The organism is Protofrankia sp. CiP1_Cm_nod3, from assembly GCF_982290655.1.
Genome location: NZ_CEVIVD010000001.1, coordinates 123,700 through 128,688 on the forward strand (window position 1 = coordinate 123,700; position 4,989 = coordinate 128,688).

The 4,989-nt window shown below is 69.3% G+C and carries 4 protein-coding genes; all 4 read left to right on the plus strand.

Annotated elements, in window-relative coordinates:
- Positions 1-481 precede the first annotated feature (481 nt).
- Positions 482-613, plus strand: a complete 132-nt coding sequence (locus tag AC5LUJ_RS00510; protein ID WP_445548350.1) for a hypothetical protein — start codon at positions 482-484, stop codon at positions 611-613.
- A 55-nt stretch (positions 614-668) separates the two neighbouring features.
- Positions 669-1,919: an ABC transporter substrate-binding protein gene (locus AC5LUJ_RS00515; RefSeq protein WP_250282565.1), complete on the plus strand. Its 1,251-nt coding sequence runs from the start codon at positions 669-671 to the stop codon at positions 1,917-1,919.
- Positions 1,920-2,077: 158 nt separating this feature from the next.
- Positions 2,078-3,325: an ABC transporter substrate-binding protein gene (locus tag AC5LUJ_RS00520; RefSeq protein WP_250282564.1), complete on the plus strand. Its 1,248-nt coding sequence runs from the start codon at positions 2,078-2,080 to the stop codon at positions 3,323-3,325.
- Positions 3,326-3,904: 579 nt separating this feature from the next.
- The coding region (locus tag AC5LUJ_RS00525; RefSeq protein ID WP_493464301.1) for an ABC transporter substrate-binding protein at positions 3,905-4,989 on the plus strand (1,085 nt) is incomplete at its 3' end.

Sequence of the window (4,989 nt, forward strand, 5' to 3'; positions counted from 1 at the left end):
CCAGCAGAGAAGAACAGGCACCAGCAGAGAAGAACAGGCACCAGCAGAGAAGAACAGGCACCAGCAGAGAAGAACGGGCAGCCGAAGTCGGGGGCCGGCGAAGGAGACGCAGAGCTGTGACCGTTGCCGCGAAGGCCGATACGGCGTCAGCGGTGACTCGGAGTGATTCCTTTTGCGACGGGGAGTGGCCGAGTGGGCGACGCGCCACGCTGACCGCGGTGCCGGCACCGGAGCACCGGGGCGGCCCGCCGGCGTGGGGCCCGTCGGCGTGGGCCCGTCGGCGTGGGGCCTGTGGTGACGGCCGCCGGCGCGATCCCAGCGGTGCAGGCCGGGCGCGCCGACATGTTGATCAATACTTGCGTTCCGGTCGACCAGTTGGCCCGCTGTCATCACATCCGCCCGCGGGTCATCGTCGGCTCCCTCGACGCGTCACCGGTACGGCCACCGCGGAGACGGCCGGCCGTGGCTGGCCGCGCCGCTGGTGGGGCCGGCCGCCGTCCCGGCCGGGGCGGTCCTCGCGATCCCGGCGATCCGGCTCACCGGGCTCTACCCGGCGCTGGGGGCCGCCGGCCCCGGCGTCTTCCCGCCGCTCGACGAGGTCTCCGTGCGGTGAGGCTTTTTTCGCGATGGTCCGCCGGCATGACGGCCGGAACACCAGAAGGAGAAGGATGAACGGGAAAGGACGCGGCGCCGCGTTGTGGGTGTTACTGACCGCTGCGATGCTGGTGGTAGCTGCCTGTGGCTCCTCGGACTCCAGTTCGGGGACGGACGCGGAGGCGTCGTCGGGCAGGCCGGTCGTCCTTGGTGCGATCTGTAGTTGTTCGGGTGCGCAGTCGGCCGCCCTCGGCCGGCTCAAGGACGTTTTCGACACCTGGGCCAAATCCGTCAACACGCGGGGCGGCGTCAACGGCAGCCCGGTAAGATTGATCATAGAGGATGACGGCGGTGACCCGACGAGGTCGTTGCGGGCCGTCCGGAAACTGGTCGAGCAGGACAAGGTCGTGGCCATCATCGGCGACAGCAGCCTGGTCGGCACGACCTGGGCCGACTACGTGACCGAGAAGGACATCCCGGTCGTCGGCGGGCTCTCCGTCGAGTCGCCCTTCCTGACCCACGCGGACTTCTTCGTAACGGGCGCGCCGCTCCCGGTGACCACCGTGGGTATCTGGGAGGCGGCGAAGGCGGCGGGCAAGAAGAAGGTCGGCCTGCTGTACTGCTCCGAGTCGGCGGTCTGCGCCCAGCTCGAGGGCCTGGGCAGGGCCGCTTCCGCCCTCGTCGGCGGCGTCGGGATCGCCACCGGGAAGATCTCGGCGGCCGCGCCCGACTACACCGCGGCCTGCCTGGCGCTGAGGGACGAGGGCGTGGACGCGCTGTTCGTGGCGCACAGCTCCGAGGTCGTGCCGCGGGTCGTGGACTCGTGCGCCCAGCAGGGATTCACCCCGGCCGTGATCGGCCAGACCCCGGCCCTCGGGCCGTCCTGGCTCGGGCACAGGGGTTTTGACGGGGCTCTCCTGGTGTCCCCGACCGTCCTTTACACCGACGGGTCCGTGCCGGCGGTGAAGGAGTTCCTCGACGCGCTGGACACGTACTACCCGGACCTGCGTAAAAGCCGGCAGTTCACCTATGACACGATCTACCCGTGGGCCGGTGGCAAACTGTTCGAAGCGGCGGCGAGGGCGGGTAACATCGGGCCCGACTCGACACCGGCCGACGTCAAGAAGGGCCTGTACGCGCTGAAGGGCGAGACGTTGGGCGGCATCATCCCACCGACAACATTCACGGAGGGCCAGCCCGTTTTCCCCACCTGCTATTTCCAGGCGGCTATTCGGGGGGGCCGGGCCGTCAGCCTCGGCAAGGGCGCGACGAAATGCCTGACCGAAGCCCAGGCCCTGCGGCTGGCCCAGGCCCTGAGAAGTTAGCCGCGACGGCCGGCGGCGGTGTACGGCGAGGCCTGCCCCGCGCCGGCACCGGCCCCGCGATCCCCGCGATGATGCCTGTCGCGTGCCGCCGCTCTTGTGCCGCCGCCGGCACCGCATGATTTTCTTGCTGCTCCTTTCCACCGGAACGGGACATCGGAATGACAGTGACCAGAAGGTGCCGCCGCCTACATCTCATCACCCTGGTTCTCGTATTGGGAACCCTGGGCGGGCTGCTGGCCGGATGCGGTGGCAGCGATGTCGCCAGGCAGCCCGTCCGGTCGTCCTGCACGACGCCGGGAGTAACCGATACCGAGGTCAGAGCCGGTCTGGTGTTCAGCGCGTCCGGGCCGGGGGCGTCCCTGCTGCGCGGGTTCCGGTCCGGTATCGACGCCCGTCTCGGAGTGGTCAATGCCGAGGGCGGTGTCAACGGCCGGAAGATTGTCTACTCCTGGCGGGACGACGCCACCGATCCCGCGTTGAACCTGGTCGGTTCCCGCGACCTCGTCGAGGACGAAGGGGCCTTCGGAATCATTCAGGGGCCGCATGCGGCATCCGGTTCCGCGCCCTATCTGAGCGAGCGGGGGATCCCGGTTGTCGGATCCGCCGGCGAGACCGTCTGGGCAAATTACAAGAACATGTTCTCCTGGCACTACTACACCTCCGAAAAAGGTTCCTCCAGCGGCTGGGGGGACTTCGTCCGCAGCCGGGGCGGCACCCGTGCCGTCCTGATGGGCATAGCGTCGGGCGATGCCGGCAAGAAGTTCCACCGGCAGCTCGCCCAGAGCCTGAACGCCGCCGGTGTCAACACCGACATGACCTTCGAGGTGACGGCCAGCACCACCAGCTTCGAGGCGCTGGCCCGGCAGATGAAGGCGGCGCAGATCGACACCATCGCCGGGGTTGTCTTCCCGAACGTTCTGGTCAAGCTCCTCCCGGCGGCCCGGGCCGCCGGGGTCGACCTCAGGGCGGTGCTCATCCCGGTCGGCTACGACCCGACGCTGCTGCAACAGGTCGGTCCGGCGCTGTCCGGGGTCGTCACCTACATCGACTTCGTCCCGTTCGAGCTGGACACCGAGGCGTACCGGCGGCTGTTCGACGCGGTGACCGCCTACGCCCCGGAGAACCAGGCGCCGGCGCAGGAGAGCACCGTTTTCGGCTGGCTGTCCGCCGACATGTTCATCCGCGGGCTACAGGCGGCCGGGCCCTGCCCGACCCGCCAGTCGTTCATCGACGGCCTGCGCAAGGTCCACGACTACGACGGTGGCGGCCTGCTCCTGCAGAAAGTCGACTTCGCCACCAACTCCGGACGGCTGGGTGACTGCTACGCCTTCGTCCAGGTCAGCGACGACGGCAGCAGGTTCCTGCCGCTGCCACCCACCCCGCGCTGCGGCCGCACGCTCCCCTGAGCGGGCGGTCACGGATCACCGCTGGCCGCTCCCGCGTGAACGGGCCGGGCCGGCCCGCGGTGCGGTGCCGGCGGTGGCGGTGGCGGCCGGCCGGACGGACGGACGGACGGAACCACCGTCCGGCCGTCACCGTCCGGCCACCGCCGGCCGGGCCGTCATCCCGCCCCGTGCGGCGGCGGCCCGCGCGCCCGGCAGGTGCACGTACGGTCATGGCCCGCGTCTCCTGCGGCATCAGGCCAGCTCAGGCCAGCCCTGTACGGCCGCGCCGCGGCACGGCAGCCGGCGGCCCGTCATCCTGTCCCGCGCCGTTCTGGGTCGCCGCCCGGTGACTCGCCAGGCCGGCGACAGGCCAAATTTTGGTAACCATATAACTACATATTGAATACTCCTACACTGGCCTGTGCTCAACATCACACTTGGGACAAGAGACGGGTCACCATGTCATTGGTCAGCAGACGTTGGCACTTACGTTTCACCGCCCTGGTCATCACATCGAGCTGCCTGGGTGGTCTGGTGGTCGCGTGCGGGGGTGGGGACAGCAGCCGATCCGTGCAGGCGGAGAGCTGTACGGCGCCGGGGGTGACCAGCACCGAGGTCAAAGCCGGCCTGCTGTACAGCAGTTCCGGGCCCGGGGCGTCCCCGGCGCACGGATTCCGTTCCGGCGTTCAGGCCCGTTTCGAACTGGCCAACGCCGAAGGGGGCGTCAACGGCCGGAAGCTCACCTACGTCTGGCGGGACGACGCGACGGATCCCACGCTGAACCTGGTCGGGGCCCGTCAGCTCGTCGAGGACGAGAAGGTCTTCGGCATCATGCAGGGACTGCAGGTGGCGGGTGGCTCCGCACAGTATCTCGGCGACCAGGGGATCCCGGTCACCGGGTTCGCCGGCGAGACGGTCTGGGCGCAGCACCAGAACATGTTCTCGTGGCACTACTACACGGTCGAGAAGGGGTCGTCCACGGTCTGGGGGGATTTCGCCAGCAGCCGTGGTGGCACCCGCGCCGCCATGGTGGACATGGCCCTGAGCGACTCGACCCGGAAATACCACCAGCAGGTCGTCGAGAGCCTGCGGCGCACCGGCGTCAGCGTTGACATGGAATACGAGGTGACCGCCAGCACGACCAGCTTCGAGACGCTGGCCCGGCAGATGAAGGCGGCACGTATCGACACGATCGCCGGCGCGCTCTTCCCGGACGTCCTGGCGAAGCTGATCCCGGCGGTGCGGGCCGCCGGTGTCGACCTCAAGACCGTGCTCGTTCCGGCCGGTTACGACCAGACACTGCTGCGGCAGCTGGGCCCGACGCTGGCCGGGGTCGTCGTGTACGTCAGCTTCGTCCCGTTCGAGCAGAACGCGCAGGCCTACACGCGGATGCTCAGCGCGATGTCCACCTACGCGCCGGAGAACCAGAGCCCGACGCAGGAGGGCGCTGTCTTCGGCTGGCTGTCCGCCGACATGTTCGTCCGCGGACTGCGGGAGGCCGGGCCCTGCCCGACCCAGCAGTCGTTCATCGGCGGCCTGCGCAAGGTCCACGACTACAGCGCTGACGGCCTGCTGCCCCGGCCCATCGACCTCACCACCAACTTCGAGCAGCTCGGCGACTGCTTCACCTTCGTCCAGGTCAGTGACGACGGCAGCCGGTTCGTGCCGCTGGAGCCCAGCCCGCG